Annotated in this window: 15 protein-coding genes; 8 read left to right on the top strand and 7 right to left on the bottom strand. The window is 62.4% G+C overall.

Features of this window, described 5'->3' with window-relative positions; genetic code table 11:
- Positions 1-23 precede the first annotated feature (23 nt).
- The 3 genes from VOI22_RS13210 to VOI22_RS13200 all read left to right on the top strand — a co-directional run bounded on the left by VOI22_RS13210 (position 24) and on the right by VOI22_RS13200 (position 2,338).
- A complete protein-coding gene (locus VOI22_RS13210) occupies positions 24-635 on the top strand; it encodes a GNAT family protein (protein WP_323796931.1) in 612 nt (203 codons plus the stop codon).
- Positions 636-739: 104 nt separating this feature from the next.
- Positions 740-1,942, top strand: coding sequence for a M20 aminoacylase family protein (locus tag VOI22_RS13205; protein WP_323796930.1), 1,203 nt, complete (start codon positions 740-742; stop codon positions 1,940-1,942).
- A 48-nt stretch (positions 1,943-1,990) separates the two neighbouring features.
- Positions 1,991-2,338 carry a GFA family protein gene (locus VOI22_RS13200; RefSeq protein ID WP_323796929.1) on the top strand — a complete coding sequence of 116 codons (348 nt, stop codon included), beginning with the start codon at positions 1,991-1,993 and terminating at the stop codon, positions 2,336-2,338.
- Between the two features lie 70 nt (positions 2,339-2,408).
- Here the strand turns inward: VOI22_RS13200 and VOI22_RS13195 are convergent, their stop codons facing one another.
- Positions 2,409-2,999, bottom strand: coding sequence for a YqgE/AlgH family protein (locus tag VOI22_RS13195; RefSeq protein ID WP_323796928.1), 591 nt, complete (start codon positions 2,997-2,999; stop codon positions 2,409-2,411).
- Between the two features lie 181 nt (positions 3,000-3,180).
- On the opposite strand from VOI22_RS13195, the gene VOI22_RS13190 reads away from it, so the two are divergent.
- Both VOI22_RS13190 and VOI22_RS13185 read left to right on the top strand, forming a co-directional pair.
- Positions 3,181-5,280, top strand: coding sequence for a protein-disulfide reductase DsbD family protein (locus VOI22_RS13190; protein WP_323796927.1), 2,100 nt, complete (start codon positions 3,181-3,183; stop codon positions 5,278-5,280).
- Between the two features lie 107 nt (positions 5,281-5,387).
- Positions 5,388-5,870 (top strand): peroxiredoxin, encoded by a 483-nt coding sequence (locus tag VOI22_RS13185; RefSeq protein WP_323796926.1) that lies wholly within the window; start codon positions 5,388-5,390, stop codon positions 5,868-5,870.
- A gap of 58 nt (positions 5,871-5,928) precedes the next feature.
- Here VOI22_RS13185 and VOI22_RS13180 read toward each other — a convergent pair whose 3' ends face one another.
- From VOI22_RS13180 to VOI22_RS13165, 4 genes are all read right to left on the bottom strand, one after another.
- On the bottom strand, positions 5,929-6,513 hold the full coding sequence (locus VOI22_RS13180) for a hypothetical protein (protein WP_323796925.1): 585 nt from the start codon (positions 6,511-6,513) through the stop codon (positions 5,929-5,931).
- A 66-nt stretch (positions 6,514-6,579) separates the two neighbouring features.
- The gene (locus VOI22_RS13175) at positions 6,580-7,542 is read right to left on the bottom strand and encodes an Hsp33 family molecular chaperone HslO (protein WP_323796924.1); all 963 of its coding nucleotides are present in this window, start codon (positions 7,540-7,542) and stop codon (positions 6,580-6,582) included.
- 27 nt (positions 7,543-7,569) lie between these two features.
- Positions 7,570-8,472: an ornithine carbamoyltransferase gene (gene argF / locus VOI22_RS13170; protein WP_323796923.1), complete on the bottom strand. Its 903-nt coding sequence runs from the start codon at positions 8,470-8,472 to the stop codon at positions 7,570-7,572.
- 67 nt (positions 8,473-8,539) lie between these two features.
- Positions 8,540-9,712 carry an aspartate aminotransferase family protein gene (locus tag VOI22_RS13165; RefSeq protein ID WP_323796922.1) on the bottom strand — a complete coding sequence of 391 codons (1,173 nt, stop codon included), beginning with the start codon at positions 9,710-9,712 and terminating at the stop codon, positions 8,540-8,542.
- Between the two features lie 421 nt (positions 9,713-10,133).
- Between VOI22_RS13165 and VOI22_RS13160 the strand changes: the two genes are divergently transcribed.
- A complete protein-coding gene (locus tag VOI22_RS13160; RefSeq protein WP_323796921.1) occupies positions 10,134-10,304 on the top strand; it encodes a hypothetical protein in 171 nt (56 codons plus the stop codon).
- A 249-nt stretch (positions 10,305-10,553) separates the two neighbouring features.
- On the opposite strand, the gene VOI22_RS13155 is transcribed toward VOI22_RS13160, so the two are convergent.
- Together VOI22_RS13155 and VOI22_RS13150 are read right to left on the bottom strand one after the other, a co-directional pair.
- Positions 10,554-11,699 (bottom strand): 2'-deoxycytidine 5'-triphosphate deaminase, encoded by a 1,146-nt coding sequence (locus VOI22_RS13155; protein WP_323796920.1) that lies wholly within the window; start codon positions 11,697-11,699, stop codon positions 10,554-10,556.
- 74 nt (positions 11,700-11,773) lie between these two features.
- Positions 11,774-12,610: an ABC transporter permease gene (locus tag VOI22_RS13150; protein ID WP_323796919.1), complete on the bottom strand. Its 837-nt coding sequence runs from the start codon at positions 12,608-12,610 to the stop codon at positions 11,774-11,776.
- Positions 12,611-12,726: 116 nt separating this feature from the next.
- Between VOI22_RS13150 and VOI22_RS13145 the strand changes: the two genes are divergently transcribed.
- Both VOI22_RS13145 and acs read left to right on the top strand, forming a co-directional pair.
- Positions 12,727-13,344: a regulatory protein RecX gene (locus VOI22_RS13145; RefSeq protein WP_323796918.1), complete on the top strand. Its 618-nt coding sequence runs from the start codon at positions 12,727-12,729 to the stop codon at positions 13,342-13,344.
- Positions 13,345-13,476: 132 nt separating this feature from the next.
- On the top strand, positions 13,477-15,417 hold the full coding sequence (gene acs / locus VOI22_RS13140; RefSeq protein WP_323796917.1) for an acetate--CoA ligase: 1,941 nt from the start codon (positions 13,477-13,479) through the stop codon (positions 15,415-15,417).
- The last annotated feature ends 8 nt before the right edge of the window (positions 15,418-15,425 follow it).

Raw genomic sequence — 15,425 nt, 5'->3', positions numbered from 1 at the left:
CGGGCTCCGAGGGGATAAGCGAATTGGTCCTGACGTTTTTTCCGCCGTCCAAGATCGAGCCGCGGGTATCCCTGCCGCGGCTTTATCTCAGGCAGCCGAACAAGAACGATTGGCGTGAATGGGCCGAGCTGCGCGCGATCAGCCGGGACTTTCTTGTTGAGTGGGAGCCGCGCTGGCCAGATGACGCCCTGACACGCGCCGCCTTCCGCCGCCGGCTTGCTCGCTATGCCGAGGACTGGGCGCGGGACCAGGGTTATTCCTTCCTCATCTACCGGCGCAGCGACGATGCGATGGTCGGCGGTATCACCATCGCCAATGTCCGTCGGGGCGTCGCCCAATGCTGCACCATCGGCTACTGGATCGGCCGTCCCTATGCCCGGCACGGCTATATGACCGAGGCGGTGCATGGCGCCTGCTCTTTCGGTTTCGACCAGATCTCCCTGCACCGGGTCGAGGCTGCCTGCCTGCCGCGCAACTACCCGAGCCAGGGTGTGTTGCGTAAAGCCGGCTTCCGTGAGGAAGGGCTGGCGAAGAAGTACCTGAAGATCGACGGCCGCTGGCAGGACCACGTCCTGTTCGCGCTGTTGCGTGAGGAGTTCTATCCAAGCTTCGCGGATGAGCTGAAGCACTTCTAGGCCGGCGCTTTCCGGTTCAACTCGACGAGAGCCTTTCAGGTTGGCATTCTTGTCCCGTATCACGTCGGGACCGTCCGGACCCGGCGACTATCACCGGAGCTCCCATGACCGACCAGCCCGCCATTTCATCGCGCCATCACAACCGGATTTCCGCCCTGCACGGGGACGTCACGGAATGGCGCCGCGATCTGCACGCCCATCCCGAGACCGGGTTCGAAGAGGTGCGCACTGCCGGGATTGTCGCCGAGAAGCTGCGGGCCTTCGGGGTCGACGAGGTGCTGACCGGGATTGCGACCACGGGCGTGGTCGGCATTGTTCGCGGTCGTTCCGAGGGGCCGATGATCGGACTCCGCGCGGATATGGATGCGCTGCCGATGCAGGAAGTCGGCGACGTGCCCTACAAGTCGACAGTACCGGGAAAAATGCATGCCTGCGGGCATGACGGGCACACCGCGATGCTGCTTGGCGCGGCGAAGCTTCTGGCCGAAAGCCGTGATTTTTCCGGTTCGGTCGCGCTGATCTTTCAGCCGGCGGAAGAAGGCGGCGGCGGCGGCCGGGTGATGGTCGAGGAGGGCTTGTTCGAGCAGGCGAATTGCGTGACGGTCTGGGGACTGCACAACTGGCCGGACCTGCCACTCGGAACCTTCTGCCCGCTGGCCGGGCCGACCATGGCCGGGATCGATTACTTCGACATTGCCGTTCGTGGTCAGGGCACCCATGCGGGCATGCCTCATGACGGCGTTGATACGGTGCTGGCGGCGGCCCATCTGGTCACCGCAATCCAGAGCGTTCCGGGGCGCAATGTCTCGCCGCACAAGACCGCGACCATCGGTGTTTCCATGTTCAGGGGCTCGGACGCCTATGTCGTGATGCCGGACGAAGCGGTGATCGGCGGATCGGTGCGCTATTTCGAGCCGGGTGTGCGCGATCTCGCCGAGGCACGCATTCGTTCGCTGGCAACTGGTATCGCCCAAGGCTTCGGCTGCGAGGCGGTGATCGACTACCGCAAGAACTATCCGCCGGCAATCAACCCGCCCGCCGAAGCTGAATTCGCGGCCGGGGTCGCAGAGTCGCTGGTCGGCGCAGACCAGGTGATCCGCGAGCACGATCCCTGCATGGCGGGAGAGGATTTCTCCTTCATGCTGAACGAGCGACCGGGGAACTACATCTGGATGGGAACGGCAGCGCCGGACCACAAGTCGGGCAAGCTGCATTACCCGGATTACAATTTCAACGACGCCTCCATTCCCCTCGGCATCGGGTATTGGTTGGCGCTGGTGGACCGGCTGTTGCCGGAGAGTGCGTAGGCGAACGCTTGAAGCCTTGATCGTTTGCGGCTGATTGGGGAGCACGAGATGAGTGTCTATTCGGGCAGCTGTCACTGTGGTTTGGTACGGTTCAAGCTGGAGGCTGACCTTGACAACGTCCGTGTCTGCGATTGCTCGATCTGCCGGCGGCGGGGAGCATTGCTTCACCGGGTGGAAGAAGGGGCTCTGGAGTTACTCACCCCGCTCGAAGACCTCACGACGTATCAGTTCAACACAAAGCAGGCGACGGACTATTTTTGCCCGCGTTGCGGCATCCTCCCCTTCCGGAGACCGCGCACCGCTCCGCATTTATGGTCGGTCAATGTGCGCTGCCTGGAGGGTGTCGATATAGACGCGCTTCCGGTTGAACGAGTGCAGGGCAGCCGCCTGTCGTGAAATGAGGGCGTTTATCTCGTTCGGTTTTCTTGCCGAGAGGGGCGCCAGCCGTTCACTGAAACGGAAAGTTTCAGGCCCGTCCGGCTTCCGTCGAAAGCAGGGCGGAATCGACGCCGAGTTTGGCCAATGCCCGGCCCCATTTGCTGTCGAGGTCGGTGTCGAAGACCAGACCGTTGTCGGCATCGACATTGAGCCAGGCGTTTTCCTGGATCTCGCCATCAAGCTGGCCCGGGCCCCAACCGGCGTAGCCGAGGGCCAGCAGATGGTCCTTCGGTCCGCCGCCCGACGCGATGGTGCGGACGATGTCGACGGTGGCGGTCAGCCCGAATTCCTCGTCGATATCCAGCGTTTCCTCGCTCTGATAGTCGGCGCTGTGCAGCACAAAACCGCGTTCCGTATCGACCGGCCCGCCGAAATGCACCGGCGGATTGTTGACGATCTCCATCTCGCCGAGACTCATGTCGAGTTGCTCGACCAGGTCGCCGAACTCGATAGAGCCGACCAGACGGTTGACGACCAGACCAATCGCGCCTTCCGCGTTGTGCACGCAAATATAAATCACGGCACGGGCAAAACGCGGATCGCGCATTGCCGGCATTGCCACAAGAAGCTGTCCGGTGAGATAGCCTTCCTGGGTTTCCTTGGCGACGGTCGTAGGCATTTCTGGCTGTCCTGATCCTTGGTGGCGCCGGGTCCGCCAATTCTTTCCCGCGGTTCCGGAAAATGTGACCGACGTAGCGGCTCCGGTCCACTATATATGCGGGACGGAAAGCGTATGAAAACCCTGCAACAATCTCGGGCATCTGTTTATGAGTTGGGTCTTCCGCCCCAGAAATACAATCGTGGCCGTCATTTTGGGCGTCATCATGGCGCTTGGTGGTTTTGCGCGTCCGGCCTCCGCCGCGACAGGCGCATCGGAGTGGGTCAGCACCGATTTCGCCGATGTCCGGCTGATCTCTGCGGTCGCGGGAACAGAAGGCCGGGACAATGTCCCTCTCGGCCTGCAGTTCCGGTTGGCGGACGGCTGGAAGATCTATTGGCGCGCCCCTGGCGATGCTGGTTATCCGCCGGAAATTGACTGGCAGGGCTCAAGCAACCTCGCCGGAATGGCGTGGCGCTGGCCGGTGCCGGAACGGTTCAGCCTGTTCGGGCTGGAGACCTACGGCTACCATGGCGAGGTGGTGATTCCGGTTCGCGCGACGCTTTCCCAGCCGGGTGAACCGTTGGCATTGCGGGCGGAGATGAACGCGCTGGCCTGCAGCGATATCTGCGTGCCGTTGACAGCCAGTCTGAGCCTCGATCTCGCCGGGACGGAAGCCAGCCCGACGGCGTTCGCCCAGCTGATAGACCGATTCCGCGCTCGTGTTCCGAAGAATCTGAGCGGGCTTGGGCTGGATATCGGTCAGGTTACGGCGGTCGGCACGCCGGAGCCGCATTCGCTCGCCGTCTCCATCCAGGCGACACATCCGCTCGACGCGCCGGATATCTTCCCTGAAGCGCGGCCGGGCTTTGCCTTTGGCAAACCGGATATCGCCTTCTCCGCGGACCGGCGCTCCGCCGTGCTGACGGTCCCGGCCTCCCTGCCGGAAGGTAGCAGACTGGCCGGTGAGGAGGTCACCCTGACGCTGGTTGACGGTGACCGGTTCCTGGAGCGGAAGGTCATTGTTTCTGAAGCGGTGGAGGCCGGACCCTCCAACCGGTGGGCGGCGCTGGCCGCTGTACTCGGCATCGCCTTTCTCGGCGGCCTTATTCTCAATCTGATGCCCTGTGTGCTGCCTGTCCTGTCCCTGAAGCTGGTCGGTGCGGTGAAATACGGCGGGGCGGACAAGGGCGCGATCCGGGCGGGCTTCCTCGCCTCGGCCGCGGGCATTGTCGCCTCGTTCCTGTTGCTCGCCGGAGGCGCCATTGCGCTGAAACAGGCGGGCATGGCGGTCGGTTGGGGTATCCAGTTCCAGCAGCCGCTGTTCCTCGCGCTCATGGTAGCGATACTGATGCTCTTTGCAGGCAATCTTCTCGGCCTGTTCGAGATCGGTTTGCCACAACGGGTCTCCGATCTTGGCCTTGCGGCTTCCGGTGTCGGCGGGCATGAGGGAAAAACCAGCCTGTCGGGTCACTTTCTGACCGGTGCGTTCGCGACCCTGTTGGCGACGCCGTGCTCCGCGCCGTTTCTCGGTACGGCGATCGGTTTCGCGCTCTCGCGCGGGGCGGTGGAGATCGCCGTGGTCTTCCTTGTCATGGGGCTTGGACTGGCGGCGCCTTATCTCCTTGTTGCCGCGCTGCCGGGGTTGGCGCGCGCCCTGCCGCGGCCCGGTGCCTGGATGGTCTGGCTACGCCGCATCCTCGGGCTGGCGCTGATGGCGACGGCCGTGTGGCTCTTTACGGTCTTCGCCGCGACCACCGCGTTGCTCGATATGCTTCTGCTCGGTGGTCTGACGCTGGTGCTGACGGGGGCATTGACCTGGAGGGCGCGGGACGGAATGCCCGGCAGGCGTGCCGGCGCGCCGATTGCCCTGGTGGCCATGCTCGCGGTCGCCGGTGTGGGTCTGTATGCGGCGGAGCGGGAGGCGGCTGCACCGAAGGCATCCGCAGCCGAAGCCGCCTGGCGGCCTTTTGACAAACGGGAGATTGCCCGGCTGGTGGCCGGAGGCAAAACGGTTCTGGTCGATGTCACCGCGGACTGGTGCCTGACGTGTAAGGTCAACAAATCGCTGGTTCTGGACTCTACCGAGATTACCGGTCTGATCGGGTCCGAGAATGTTGTCGCCATGCGGGCCGACTGGACAGCTCCCGATCCGCAAATCGCGGATTATCTGGCTTCGTTCGGCCGATACGGAATTCCGTTCAACGCGGTCTACGGTCCGTCATCACCGAGCGGCATCGCGCTGCCGGAATTACTGAGTCTTGAAGCCGTGCAGTCCGCGATCGCGGAAGCCGGCAGCTGACGGCATTGGAATTGGGGCTGGTCGGCCCTATCTCAAGCATCGTATTTCTCTAGCAGAGAATTTTCTCGGCCAATCCGGCCAGACAACACCCAGGGGGAGAGACCACAATGAGCATCAAAGTTGGGGACGCATTTCCGGCGCTGACGCTGAAGACGAACACGGCCGACGGGATCGACGATCTCGATACCGCGGAATTCTTCAAGGGCCGCAAGGTTGTCCTGTTCGCGGTACCAGGAGCGTTTACGCCGACCTGTTCCGTGAAGCATCTGCCGGGCTTCGTGCAGAAGGCCGGTGATCTGAAAGCCAAGGGCGTCGACGCGATTGCCTGCACGGCCGTGAACGACGCGTTCGTCATGGGAGCCTGGGCCAAGGATCAGGGCGCGGGCGACGCCGTCACCATGATCGCGGACGGCAACGGCGATCTCGCCAAGGCGCTTGATCTTGAGATGGATGTCTCCGCCGCCGGCCTTGGCATGCGCTCCCAGCGCTATGCGATGGTTGTCGAGGACGGCACTGTCACCAAGCTGTTCGTCGAAGAGCCGCGCGCTTTCGAAGTGTCCAGCGTCGAGCATGTGCTGGCCAATATCTGACGGGTATCGTCTCCGGACCGGAGCGGCGTCTGCCGCTCCGGCCGTGATCTGAAAGCGCCTAGCGGAGGAATTCTCCGAGATGCGCGGTAACCTGTGGCCGGATCGCAGTATCGAATTCGCCCAGCAGCTTTTCCGTCAGGCCGTACCAGAGGGTTTCTCTGTCTGCCAGGGTGGAGTCTTCCGCGATTGTCGCGCTGCGGGTGGCGAAAGCCTCCGCCACGGCCCGGCGTTTGTTTTCCGGTGTGCGGATTTCGAGACGTACTGAGATCCGGCTCTCGTACCGCTCCGTCTGATCCGTGGTGAAAGCGCCCTTAAGGCCTTTCTTGACCTTCAGCGGGGTTTCCGTCACCGAGGCATCGGTGATCACCATCACCAGTTTGTCCGGGCCACCCGTTGCCTGCAGTACGTCCTGGGCCCAGCGCTCTGCGGCCGGGCCGGGGGCGACGGGCATCTTGTGCTCCACATTCGGTGCAGCGAAAGGCATACGGAATTCGTTGATGACCTCGACGGACCCGACGGCAAGCCGGATCGGTGTCTTGTGCCGGAAGGTCAGCTCCGGAAAATTCGTCGTCGGTGGCGTTGCGCAGGCACCGAGCAGCGGTGCAACGAAAGCGAAAAGCAGAAAACCAAGCCGGACCCGCATTGAAACCCCCAAGGATGAATGAGTCGAAAGAATCATTCTAACCCAAGTGATGGGGCAGCATTATGATCAATCGTCAGTGCCGGCCCGAAGTTTCTTCATACCTGCTTCGTCGTAATCCCAGCGGGATTTGCAGAACTCGCAGATAACGAACACAAGACCGTCCACGGTCATGTCCTGAATTTCTTCATCCGACAGTGACGTCAGAACGGATTCCACCCGGTCTTTCGAGCACCGGCAGCGTTCCGCCACGTGCTGGGCCGGATAGGCCCGGATGCCGCTTTCGTGGAACAGGCGGAACAGCAGGCGGTCCGGTGCGACGCGGGTACCGGCGATCTCGTCCGGGCTGGCGCTGCTCAGCATAACCATGGCGGTGCGCCAGGCATCCTCATACGCATCCATGTCATGCACGGTGCGGGCCTTGCCCGGCTCTGGCGCGTCGCCGCCGTCGAGCGGCATGCGCTGCAGCATCAGGGCGCCTGCCCGCCAGATGCCAAACTCGTCCTTGCGCACAGCGACATTGATGCCTGTCTCGAGCTGCTCGGACTGGCGGAAATATTCGTGGGTGCATTCCGCGAGTGTCTGTCCGGCCAGCGGCACGATGCCCTGATAGCGTTCCGTGGCCACGCCTTGATCGACGGTGAAGGCGATATAGCCGCCGCCGATCATCCGCGGAACTGTCGCTCCGCCCTTGTCCGCCGCTTGCCTCACCGCATCTTCGTCGAACGCGGCATAGCCGCGCAGATGTCCCTCGCTGGTGAAATCCGCGACCATGGTACGGATCGGCCCGTCGCCCTTGATCTGCAGGGAAAATACGCCCTCGTATTTGAGCGCGCCGGCGAGGCAGACCGTGATGGTCATGACCTCGCCGAGCAGTTTGGATACCGGCTCGGGATAGCCGTGCCGGTCCAGAATGGTGTGGACGGCGGAATTCAGCCGCACCATGCGGCCGCGCAGGCCGAACGGGTCGACCTGGAACGGCAGCAACAGATCGTCGTGACCCGACTCTGCGAAAATGTCGGCGGTGCTCATCTTGATCTCCGGATCAGGCCAGGCGGTTTATGAAAGACACCAATTGAGGACGGCCTTCTGCGAATGCAACCGGTTCTCTGCCTCATCGAAGACGATGGACTGCGGGCCGTCGATGACTTCGGCCGTCACTTCCTCGCCACGATGGGCTGGCAGGCAATGCATGAAGATCGCATCCGGCTTGGCCTTTGCCATCAGGTCTTCGGTCACCTGGTACGGGCCGAGCTGATTGTGCACGTTGGAGCTGTCGTCGCCCATGGAGACCCAGGTATCGGTCACCACGCAATCCACGTCCCTGACGGCCTCTTCCGGATCGTGTGTCAGGATGACGTTACCGCCATTCTTCTTCGCCCAATCCAGCAGGGCCGGGTCCGGGCTGCGTTCCGGCGGACAGGCGATGCGGAGCTCGAAGCCGAACTTCGTCGCCGCGTGAATCCATGAGGAGGCCATGTTGTTGCCGTCGCCGCTCCAGGCCACGACCTTACCGCGGATTGGGCCGCGATGTTCCTCGAAGGCCATGATGTCGGCCATCAGCTGGCAGGGATGGGAATGGTCCGTCAGGCCGTTGATCACCGGGACGGTGGCATGCTCCGCCATCTCGCGGATTGTGGCTTCGTCGAAGGTCCGCATCATGATGCAGTCGACATAGCGGGACAGCACTTTCGCGGTATCGCTCACGGACTCGCCACGGCCAAGCTGAAGGTCGGCGGCGTTCAACACCACGACCTCGCCGCCGAGCTGTTTCATGCCGACTTCGAAGGACACGCGCGTTCGGGTCGACGGTTTCTCGAAAATCATCGCAAGCGTTTTGCCGGCCAGCGGTTTTTCGGTTCCGGCCTCGCCGCGCTTCATGGCCATGCCTTCGTCGACAATGGACCGAAGGGTGAGCGCATCGATCTGGTCGAGATCGAGGAAATGGTTCTGTTTGGTCATATCGGAGTTCCAGAATCGGGGGCGGACGCCGGCCGGCCCCATCCGGGGGGACCGGCCGGGTGCCTGTTCAGGCGTCCCAGTCCGCGCAGACTTTCTCGATAATGCCGCACGCTTCGGCGACATGGCTTTCGTCGATGATCAGTGGCGGCAGGATACGCAGAACGTTTCCTCCGGCGCCGACGGTCAGCAGGCCGGCTTCTCGCAGCTTGCCCTGGAAGTCGGTATTCTTGACCTCGCAAACCAGGCCGAGCATCAGGCCCTTGCCCTTGACCGCCGAAAAGATCTTCGGATAACGCGATGCAATTGCGTCCAGACGCTTGTGGAAGTCGTCGCCAAGTTTCGCGACGCGATCCAGCAGGCCCGGCTCCAGCAATACGTCGAGCACCGCATTCGCGACCGCCATCCCCAGCGGGTTACCGCCGAAGGTGGAGCCATGCGTGCCCGGCGCCATACCGGACGCGGCCTTCTCGCTCGCCAGAATGGCGCCGACCGGGAAGCCGCCGCCAAGACCCTTGGCAAGCGTCATGATATCCGGCGCGACCCCGGCCCATTCATAGGCCCAGAGCTTGCCGGTCCGGCCCATGCCGCACTGAATTTCGTCGAAGATCAGCAGGGCGCCGAACTCGTCCGCCGCCTGGCGGAGCGCCTTCAGATACTCGACATCGGCGGTGTTGATGCCGCCTTCGCCCTGGATCGGCTCGACCAGGATGGCAGCGGTCTTGGCGCCCATCGCTTCGCGCATCTCGTTCATGTTGCCGAAAGCAACATGACGGAAGCCTTCCGGGCGCGGGCCGAAGCCGGTCCGGTAGGTCTCGTTATCGCCCGCGGACAAAGTCGTCAGCGTCCTGCCGTGGAAGGCGGAGGTGCAGCAGACGATCTCGTTCCGCTCCTTCTCGCCGCGTTCCCACTGATGCTTGCGGGCGATCTTCAGCGCGCCTTCATTCGCTTCGGCACCGGAATTCGCGAAGAACACCGTGTCGGCGAAGGAATTCTGTACCAGACGGTCAGCCAGCCGCTTTTGTTCCGGAACCTCGTAGAGATTGGAGACGTGCCACAGCTTTTCTGACTGGCTCTTCAGCGTTTCGACCAGATGCGGGTGTGCGTGACCGAGGGAGTTGGTGGCGATCCCCGATGCGAAATCGAGATATCGTCGGCCTTCGGTGCTATACAGATAAGGGCCTTCCCCACGCTCGAAAGCGATATCTATACGCCCGTATGTGGGCATCACCGTGGTAACCAACGTCCTTCTCCACCATAAAAAATGGCGGCACCGAAAACCGGCGCCGCCGGATATCGAAAAAAGCACGGAAACCGGGGGACGCCAAGGGGAATATGGTGTTGCGGCATGGAATCCCGCGAAACTGTGCGAATCGAGGCCGGGGGCGGTGTCCGGTTCCATCGGTCATAGCCCTCACGCAGCATCCGCATCACCTAGCCGGGATCTTCGGGTTCCGTTCGCGCAGGGAAACGACGACATGGTTCAGATAAAGCTTCGTCAGCGGAGTTGGAGTTAAACTCATGAGGCGATGGAAACCACGGTTCCTTGTTTCCAGAAAGCCTTAAAACTCCATAAAATCCAAAGCGATCCTTCATGACTCGTAAACCCCTGGCCGCTATAGTACGGGCACTTGATACGCGGAATTACCAGAAAGGAGTCCGCCATGACCGCACCCGTGCAGTCGAGCCTCGCTGTTTTCGCGTTCCGCGCAGACAAGCAGCAGCAAATTGTCCAGGCCCAGGTTGTCTCCAGCGCTGTTGAAACAGCGAAGCAGATCGCCCAGTCGGCAGGAACGCAGAGCGCTTCCTCTTCAGGTGTCGACATTACGGTCTGAGACCAGACTACTTTCACACAGTCAAACCGGCGCGGTATGCGGGCATTGTGATGCCTTTGTTCCGCGCTGATTTTGTTTTCAGCCTGTGCGCTGCTTACGCTGATCGATTTCCCGGAGTTACACCTCGAACGCTTCGATCGCATGACGCTCGGCTGACTCTTCCGGAAGCCGGCATCGAATATACGTTATGAAAGCGATCTTAATGCTGAATAGAATCGGCGCGGTTCAGTCCCGGGGATGGGTCACCGGTTAGCTCCGGAAATGCTTGCCGAGCTTCAGGCCCTGGCCCTGATAGTTCGAGCCGATGCCTCCGGCGCCATAGATCTTGTCCGGGATCTCGATCAGCGGTTCATAGACCAGGCGGCAGACCACCTGTCCGTCACTGATGACGAAGGGCACGTCGTGGGAGCGCACCTCAAGCACGCCGCGTGTCGCCTCGCCGCCCGCCTCGGACATGCCGAAGCCCGGATCGAAGAAGCCGGCATAATGCACCCGGAATTCGCCGACCTTGGTGTCGTAGGCCCGCATCTCCGCCGCGTGGTCGAGCGGGACGGAGAGATATTCCTTCGAGGCGAGGATGTAGAACTCGTCCGGATCCAGCACCAGTTCCGCCGGGCGGTCTTTCTGGCGGTATAGTGGCTCCCAGAAATCCAGCACCTCGTAACTGCCCGGCCGGTCGATATCGATCAGTCCGGTATGCTGCTTCGCCTTGTAGCCGATCAGCCCGGTCTTCGGCTCACCGGTCAGGTCCACGCTGACGGCGACGCCCTCCTTGATGTCGGCCTCCTGGCCATGCACCAGCACCACGCTGTCCTGCAGCCGCCGCATCGCCGCGTCGCTGGCAACCGGGTGGCCGCGCCGAAAGCGGAGCTGGTTCAGCCGCGAGCCAGTGCGGGCCAGCACGCTGAAGGTGCGCGGGCTGATCTCGGCATAGAGCGGGCCGTCATAGCCTTCGGGCACGCTCTCGAACTCGGTGCCGTAATCGGTGATCAGCCGGGTGAAGATGTCGAGCCGGCCGGTGGAGCTTTTCGGGTTCGCCGTGCCGGAGATCTTGGGCGGCAGCGAGACGCTTTCCTGCAGGCGGACGATATAGACGCAGCCCTTTTCCAGCACCGCGCCGTCGCGCAGGTCGATCCTGTGCATGGCGAGGGTTTCGAGACGGTCGCGCACGGTGGCGTTCCGGCCGGGCAGGAAACTGGCGCGGACCCGGTAGGCTTCGTCGCCAAGCCGGAGATCGATACTGGACGGTTGGATCTGCGCGTCTATGACCGGCGTGTCAGAAATGATCTGACCGCCCTTGATCATCTCCCGGATGGTCTGGCTCGGCAGAATCCCGGTTGTGCGCTTTTCGCGTGTGCCGCTGTCCGGTGCTGCCGCTGAGGTGTCCGCGGTCATATCCTGGTCCGCCCAATAATCCCAATTTGGCGCAAAATAGCAGACAGCGCCCAAGGGACCAGCGGTTTTGTGCGTTAGCTGCGGATCTTGTAGCCGCGCTTCAGCAGCAGGTAGCACAGGCCCATCAGAGCCGCGTTCATCCCCGTCAGCACGGCAGCACCAATCAGCGGGTCGCTGTCGGACCAGCCGATCAGGCCGTAGCGCACGCCGTCGATCATGTAGAAGAACGGGTTGAGGTGTGCGATCTGGTTCCAGATGCCGGGCAGCCGGTCGATCGAATAGAAGGTGCCGGACAGAAAGGCGAGCGGCTGGATCACGAAGTTGGTCACCGAGGACAGGTGGTCGAATTTCTCCGCCCACATGCCGGCGGCGATGCCGATCAGGGCTAACGCCAGCGAAGCGGACACCGCGAAGAAGATGGCCACCGGCCAATGCGCCGCGTGGAAGCCGACCGCGAGCGACATGGTGACGACGGTGGAGACCCCGACGATCAGGCCGCGCGTCACGCCGCCGAGGGCAAAGGCAGCCAGCAGCTCACCCGGCCCGAGCGGGGGCATCAACACGTCGACAATATTGCCCTGTACCTTCGATATCATGATTGAGGAGGAGGTGTTCGCAAACGCGTTCTGCATCATCGCCATGACGACGAGGCCTGGGGCCAGGAATTCGGAATAGCTGATGCCGCCGCCGATATCGATCGAGCGCTGCAGGGCCAGGGTAAAGATCGCCAGGAACAGCAGTGAGGTGACGACCGGCGCGAACACGGTCTGGGTGATCACCTTCAGAAAACGGCGGACCTCTTTTTCATAGAGTGTCCAGACACCGATCCAGTTGACCACGCCTACCCTGCGCACGGAGGGAACAGGAATACTGTTCTCGTTCAGATTCGAGACGAAAGGACGGTCTGACATGTACGGGCCGATGGCTTAGGTTGTGTTGGGCGCGCACAATAGGCGCCTAAGCGATGTGACAGCAACAAAATGGGGTGCGTTGCACGGGAAGCAACCGTACCGGCCCGGAAATCCGCATGAATGATTTCACCGATGGCGGTGGCGATGGTCGAGGCGCAGGGAACAAACGCCGCGAGAAAAAGCCGCCGAAACCAATCACCGAGAGCTACCTGCGCAATGTCGCGCTTTGGTACATGGAGCGCTATGCCAGCTCCGCCGCGAACCTGAAAGCGGTGTTGATGCGGCGGGTCCGGTTGTCCTCCGCCTATCACGGCAGCGACCCAGCGGAAGGCGCGGAGATGGTCGACGCCGTGGTGCAGCGCTATACCGAGGCGGGCATCCTGAACGACCGGCTGTTCGCCGAAACCCGCGTCCGGTCTCTTGTCTCGCGGGGCACCTCGACCAAGATGATCAGGCGGAAGTTGATGGAAAAGGGTGTCTCGTCTGAGGATATAGACGCGGCGCTGGCCGAGGTTGTCGATCAGGAGAACGGCGAGTTGGCCTCGGCAGCACGGTATGCCCGGCGTCGGCGGATCGGCCCGTTCCGGCTTCCGGAAAAGCGGGAAGAGAACCGCGACCGCGACATGGCGGCGCTTGCCCGGCAGGGGTTCGGTTTCGGGATTGCGGCAAAGGTGGTCGACGCTGAGAGCCCGGAAGCGCTGGAAGAGGAAATCGAAGGCGCGGACGGAGGTTAGGGCAAGCGGAAGGGGGCGCGGCAACGCAGCGCACAAAAATCGCTTAACCGTAGAGAAACGGTTGTTATAGTTACGGCCAATTAAACATAACGAATGCGGTGGTCAGACCGCGCAATACTCAAGGGGGTAACTATGTGGGACGTGCATGATTTTCCGGTGCCGGCGGACATCGCCAAGACGGCCCATGCGGACGCAGCCAAGTACGAGAAAATGTACAAGAATTCGGTCGAGAATCCGGAAGGTTTCTGGGCCGAGCATGGCAAGCGCATCGACTGGATCAAGCCTTACAGCAAGGTCAAGGACGTCTCTTTCGACGCCAAGGATCTGCACATTAAATGGTTTCATGACGGCACTCTGAACGCGGCTGCGAACTGCCTCGACCGGCATCTTGCAACGCGCGGCGATCAGGTGGCGATCATCTGGGAAGGCGACGATCCGAAGGACGACAGGAAGATCACCTATCGCGAGCTGCATCGCGACGTCTGCAAATTCTCCAACGCTTTGAAAGACCTCGGCGTCAAAAAAGGCGACCGGGTGACGATCTATCTGCCGATGATTCCGGAGGCTGCGGTCGCCATGCTGGCCTGCGCCCGGATCGGTGCGGTGCATTCCATCGTCTTCGGCGGCTTCTCGCCGGACGCACTGGCGGGCCGGGTCCAGGATTGCGAGTCCAACATCGTGATCACCTCGGACGAGGGGCTGCGCGGCGGCCGCCCGGTCCCGCTGAAGGCCAATACGGACAAGGCGCTGGAGGGCTGCCCCGACTGCAAGACGGTGGTTGTCGTCAAGCGTACCGGCGGCAAGATCAACTGGGTCGAGGGCCGGGATCACTGGTATCACGACATCTGCGATGCGGCGTCCGACGACTGCCCGCCGACGGAGATGGGCGCAGAAGACCCGCTATTCATCCTCTACACGTCGGGCTCGACCGGTAAGCCGAAAGGTGTGTTGCACACCACCGGCGGCTACATGGTCTTCGCCTCGATGACGCACGAGTATGTCTTCGATTATCAGGACGGTGAGGTCTACTGGTGCACGGCCGATGTCGGCTGGGTCACGGGGCACAGCTACATCATCTACGGCCCGCTGGCGAACGGTGCCACCACCCTGATGTTTGAGGGCGTGCCGAACTATCCGGACTTCAGCCGCTTCTGGCAGGTCTGCGACAAGCACAACGTCTCAGTCTTCTACACCGCACCGACCGCGATCCGGGCGCTGATGCGCGAGGGCGACGGGCCGGTCAAGGCGACCAGCCGCAAGAGCCTGCGCATCCTTGGCTCGGTCGGAGAGCCGATCAATCCGGAAGCCTGGATGTGGTATCACGAGGTGGTCGGCGACAAGCGCTGCCCGATCGTCGATACCTGGTGGCAGACGGAGACAGGCGGCATCCTGATCACCCCGCTGCCGGGGGCAACCAGACTGAAGCCGGGTTCGGCGACGCTGCCCTTCTTCGGGGTCCAGCCGGTCCTTGTCGATGCGGACAACAAGGTGCTGGAAGGCGCGGCAGAGGGCAATCTCTGCATGGCTGACAGCTGGCCGGGCCAGATGCGTACGGTCTATGGCGACCATGAGCGCTTCATCCAGACATATTTCACCACGTTCCCGGGCCGTTACTTCTCCGGCGACGGTTGCCGCCGGGACGAGGACGGCTATTACTGGATCACGGGCCGCGTCGATGACGTGATCAACGTCTCCGGTCACCGCATGGGCACCGCCGAGGTCGAGAGCGCACTGGTCGCGCACGACAAGGTCGCCGAGGCGGCTGTCGTCGGCTATCCGCACGACATCAAGGGCCAGGGCATTTACGCCTATGTCACCCTGAATGCCGGGCTGGAGCCGTCGGAAGAGCTGCGCAAGGAGCTGGTGACCTGGGTGCGTAAGGAGATTGGTCCGATCGCCTCACCGGACCTGATCCAGTGGGCTCCGAGCCTGCCGAAAACCCGCTCCGGCAAGATCATGCGCCGTATTCTGCGCAAGATCGCGGCCAACGAGCAGGATTCCCTCGGTGACACCTCAACGCTGGCGGAGCCGGCGGTGGTGGATGATCTGGTCGATAACCGGATGAACAGGTAGAGCATGTA

This window comes from Nisaea sp. (assembly GCF_034670185.1).
Taxonomy (GTDB): domain Bacteria; phylum Pseudomonadota; class Alphaproteobacteria; order Thalassobaculales; family Thalassobaculaceae; genus Nisaea.
Note: the sequence above shows the minus strand (reverse complement) of the source record. Positions and strands in the feature narration are given on the sequence as shown.

Excerpts from the sequence above, each read along its gene's own strand:
- VOI22_RS13175 (WP_323796924.1), bottom strand. The coding sequence starts at position 7,542 with ATGAGCACCGCCGACATTTTCGCAGAGTCGGGTCACGACGATCTGTTG.
- VOI22_RS13180 (WP_323796925.1), bottom strand. The coding sequence starts at position 6,513 with ATGCGGGTCCGGCTTGGTTTTCTGCTTTTCGCTTTCGTTGCACCGCTG.
- VOI22_RS13160 (WP_323796921.1), top strand. The coding sequence starts at position 10,134 with ATGACCGCACCCGTGCAGTCGAGCCTCGCTGTTTTCGCGTTCCGCGCA.
- VOI22_RS13145 (WP_323796918.1), top strand. The coding sequence starts at position 12,727 with ATGAATGATTTCACCGATGGCGGTGGCGATGGTCGAGGCGCAGGGAAC.
- VOI22_RS13205 (WP_323796930.1), top strand. The coding sequence starts at position 740 with ATGACCGACCAGCCCGCCATTTCATCGCGCCATCACAACCGGATTTCC.
- VOI22_RS13150 (WP_323796919.1), bottom strand. The coding sequence starts at position 12,610 with ATGTCAGACCGTCCTTTCGTCTCGAATCTGAACGAGAACAGTATTCCT.
- VOI22_RS13185 (WP_323796926.1), top strand. The coding sequence starts at position 5,388 with ATGAGCATCAAAGTTGGGGACGCATTTCCGGCGCTGACGCTGAAGACG.
- acs (WP_323796917.1), top strand. The coding sequence starts at position 13,477 with ATGTGGGACGTGCATGATTTTCCGGTGCCGGCGGACATCGCCAAGACG.
- argF (WP_323796923.1), bottom strand. The coding sequence starts at position 8,472 with ATGACCAAACAGAACCATTTCCTCGATCTCGACCAGATCGATGCGCTC.
- VOI22_RS13195 (WP_323796928.1), bottom strand. The coding sequence starts at position 2,999 with ATGCCTACGACCGTCGCCAAGGAAACCCAGGAAGGCTATCTCACCGGA.
- VOI22_RS13200 (WP_323796929.1), top strand. The coding sequence starts at position 1,991 with ATGAGTGTCTATTCGGGCAGCTGTCACTGTGGTTTGGTACGGTTCAAG.
- VOI22_RS13155 (WP_323796920.1), bottom strand. The coding sequence starts at position 11,699 with ATGACCGCGGACACCTCAGCGGCAGCACCGGACAGCGGCACACGCGAA.